The sequence below is a fragment of the Archangium sp. genome, assembly GCF_036388035.1.
GTDB lineage: Bacteria > Myxococcota > Myxococcia > Myxococcales > Myxococcaceae > Archangium.
Map to the genome: position 1 here is coordinate 1 of NZ_DASVSO010000775.1, position 3,706 is coordinate 3,706.

The window sequence follows — 3,706 nt, forward strand, 5'->3', positions numbered from 1 at the left end:
CAGCAGGCGCGCGAGGGCCGCCAGCCGTTGCCGTCCGAAGGTGCGCACCACCGCGGGCGTGCTGCCCTGGTACTTCGGCCCGTGGCACTCCAGCACCAGCTCCCACGGCTCCACCACCAGCCGGGGCTGCGCGCCGGGGACGAGCTCGAAGCGCAGCGCGCGCGGGGCCTTCTTCGCCTGCCGGGTGCGCAGCGCGACGAGCAGGTTGTACAAATCAATCGGCGCCAGCGTGCAGGTGCTCGCCGGCAGGGTGGCGGCGGACTGCACCTGGAGGAAGCCGCGCAGCCACGCGTGGGGCACCTCCACGTTGCGCGGGGCGCGGGACTCGGCGGTGCGCGCGGGCAGGGCCACGTGGGCCTCCAGCGACACCGGTACGTAGGTGCGCAGCCGGTCCACCTTGGCCAGCAGGTCCCCCGGCACGTCCAGGAAGGTGGAGCCGTGCGCGGCCTCGCGGCCCTCGAAGAGCGCGTTGTCGAAGGACAGGCGCGCATAGGCGCTCTCGTCGCGGGAGAACACCTCCAGCGACACCTGGTCCGGGTCCACGGTGAGCACGGGGTCCAGCACCGCGTCCGCCTTCTGCTCGCCCTCCAGGGACTGGTCCAGGAAGGCCTTCTGCGCCTCCCAGATTTGAGCGGTGGCGCGCTTGCCCTGCTTCATCAGGTAGGCGAGGTAGGCGGTGCGGTCCTTGCCCCGGTAGCGCAAGTCGCTGGCGAGGATGCCGAGCATGGCGGCGAGCGAGTCCCGGAAGAGCGCGGGCTCGCGCACCCGGCCTCGCACGCCCACGGTGCCCCGAGAGCCCTCCAGGGCCAGCAGGACGCGCGAGGCGTTGGCGCCAGCGTCCACGTCACTCGTGGTGGCGTAGCGCAGCTCGACGGCGTGGTGGGTGGCGGTGCTCACGGCTGGCTCCCTTCCTTCCGGGCGCGCTCGGCGGCACGGAGGGCTCGTTTGTGGGCGCGGTAGGCGGCCTTCCGCAGCTCCACGGATTGCGTCTTGTCGAAGGCCTGGGCGCGCAGCACCTCGGCGGCCTCGGCGCCCCCGAGCCGGCCCAGCGCGGCCCACACATCCTGCCGCACCGTCTCGTCCTTGTGCGTGGCGAGCGGGCGCAGCGGCTCCAGCTGCTTGTCCGCCAGCAGCGAGGGCAGCGCCAGGCGGCGGGCCTCGTCCGTGGCGAGCTGCTTCGGCGTGCGCACCGCCGCGCCCGTGGCGCCCGTGGCCACCGGGTCGAACGGCTGCACCGCCAGGGCCCAGTCCGCGGCGCGCTCGGGGGCGAGGCGGGCCAGGGCGGTGGCGGCGGCCTCCCGTACCCGCGCATCCGGGTCCGACAGCGCGTGGCGCAGGGGCTCGGGGGTGGCGTTGAGCCGGTCCAGCGCGCGCGCCGCTTCGAGGCGCACGCCAGCCGGTGCCTTGGCCTCACCTCCCTGGAGGCTGTCCTTGGCGGCCTTGGCCAGCTCCGCGACACCCAGGCGTGAGCCCGCCCACAGCAGGCGCTCCCAGGCGTTGGCCACGGAGACGCGCTTGGGGCCGTGCGTGGAGGCCCACTCGGAGGCGGTGCGCCGCTCGGCGGTGGTGAGGGAGCGGCCCAGCGTGGCGCGATCCTCCGCGGACCAGCCTCGGGAGGACTCCTCCTCACCGGTGCGTGCGCCCACCAGCCAGGCCGCCTCCTCGCGCGCGGCGGGCTTCTCGTGGCCGAGCAGCATCGCCAGTGCCCCGGCGGGCAGCGACGCGCGCCGCACCAGCCCGCGACGCAGCCGCTGCCGCAGCTCCTCCGACTCCAGCGTGGCCAGCCGCGGCAGGAGCTGCATCGGGTCCGCCTCGGTGGCGAGGTAGCTCGCGGCCGGCTCGGAGATGTCCTCGTGCTCGCTGTTCACCGCGAGCAGCTCCACCCGGATGCGCTCCTGGGGGAAGAGCGCGTCGAGCGCCTTGCGCGCCTCGGTGCGCAGCGCCTCGTCCCAGTCGCCCAGCGCGAGCGCCAGCGCGCCCTCGGCCGCCGTGTCCCCGAGCTTGCCCAGCTCCCGCGCCGCGGTGATGCGCACCGCGTTGTCGGTGCCATCGTCGCGCAGCAGCGTCTCCAGCCGCGAGCGCGCCCGCTCGCCGCCGATGGAGCGCAGGCCCCGGACGCCGGCCTGTTGCAGCGCGGTCTCCTTGCCCTCCAGCGCGGCGAGCTCCACCTTCTCCTCGGCGCGGCGGCGATCCTCGCCCTCGGGCAGCTTCGCGGCGAGCCGGCCCAGGCCCTCGAGCGCGGCGGCCACCATGCTCTCCTCCACCGGGGCCTCGGGTGTGCCCCCGGCGGCCACCTGCTCCAGCTCGGACAGGGCGCGCGCGTCACCCAGCGTGCCCAGGGCCAGCAGCGCCCGCTCGCGGTCTCCCTCCTCGCCCGCGCGCACGTACAGCAGCAGCGGGCGCAGGGCGCTCGTCAGGCCCCGCGAGGCCACGCCCTCGGCGGCCGGCAGCATCAGCTCGCGAGCTCCACCGCGCAGCACCTCCTCCAGCGGCTCCACCTTCGCGCGCTTGTGGATGACGCGCGAGGCGTAGCGGGCCACCGACTCCATGCGCACCGTCACGTCCCGGTCCGCGAAGAGGCCGGCGAGCAGCTCGTCCTGGCCCACGTCGTCGCCCTGCTCCAGCTCGGTGGCGGCGGCCTTGCGCACCATGGGGTCCGGGTTGCGCACGGCCTCGCGGAGGAAGCGCACCGCCAGGGCCGCGTCGCGCTTGCGCTCGCCCTTCTCGTCCTTTTCGGGCGGGGTGGCCACGTCCATGGCGGCGCCCACGCACGCATACCGCACGGTGGCGGCCTCGTCGTCGAGCTGCCGCGCCAGGGCCTCCAGCGCCTCGGGCCGGCGGGTGCGGCCGAGGGCCTTCACCAGGGCGAGGCGCTCGGTCAGCTCCGTCGCGGTGCGCAGCCGGGCGGCGAGCGCCCCCACGGCGGCCCCGGAGTCGAGCCGGGCCAGGGCCTCCAGCGCGCGCTTCACGACGGCGGCGTTCTCCGAGCGCAGGAAGGCGGAGAGCACCTCCACGGCCCGGTCATCTCCGCGCATGGCCAGCAGCTCGGCGGCACGCAGGCGCAGGTCCTCATGCTCGCTGCCCATGGCGCGGCCGAGGGCCTCGGTGACGCGCGAGTCATTGGCACCGGCGAGCCGCTCGATGACGCCCACGCGCAGATCCGCGTGCTCGCTGCCGAGCGCGGCCAGCAGGGGCTCCAGGCTGCCCGGCGGGCTGAGGCGCTCCAGCAGCTCGAAGGCGTACTTGCGCACGTCGGCCAGGGGCGAGTTGAGCGCGGCGGTGATGCGCCCCTTGGCGGACTCTCCCCGGGTGGCCAGCTCGTCCAGCGCGACACGGGCCACGTCCGGGGAGAGCGAGGCGAGGGCGAGCGCCAGCGGCCCATCGGAGCCGGCGGGGTAGAGCTCCTTGAGGCCGGCGAGGGCCGCCTTGCGCACCAGTTGGTGCGGATCCTCCAGGGCGCGCAGCAGGGCGGCCACGGCGGCGGGCGTGCCGGCATGGCCCTCCTGGGTGAGCTTCACCACGCGATCCACGGCGTCGCGGCGCACGCGGTGGCCCTCGTCATCTCCCGAGGACACCTGCCGCAGCAGGCCCACGTAGGCGCCGAAGGCGAGCCGGCGCAGGTGCTGCTTCTCGGCGGAGACGAGCGCCTCTGGCGAGGGCTCGGCGGTGGCGGCCTTGCCCGTGCCAGTGGAGAAGAGGCGGCGCA

1 protein-coding gene and 1 pseudogene are annotated in these 3,706 nt (G+C 75.6%); both read right to left on the reverse strand.

All coding sequences use genetic code 11. The features are described from left to right. Positions 1-897 (reverse strand): annotated as a pseudogene (locus VF697_RS31885) (SWIM zinc finger family protein); the annotation flags it as partial. Next, positions 894-3,706: HEAT repeat domain-containing protein (locus tag VF697_RS31890; protein ID WP_331100873.1), on the reverse strand; the 2,813-nt coding region annotated here is incomplete at its 5' end. The gene VF697_RS31890 and the pseudogene VF697_RS31885, both read right to left, overlap by 4 nt.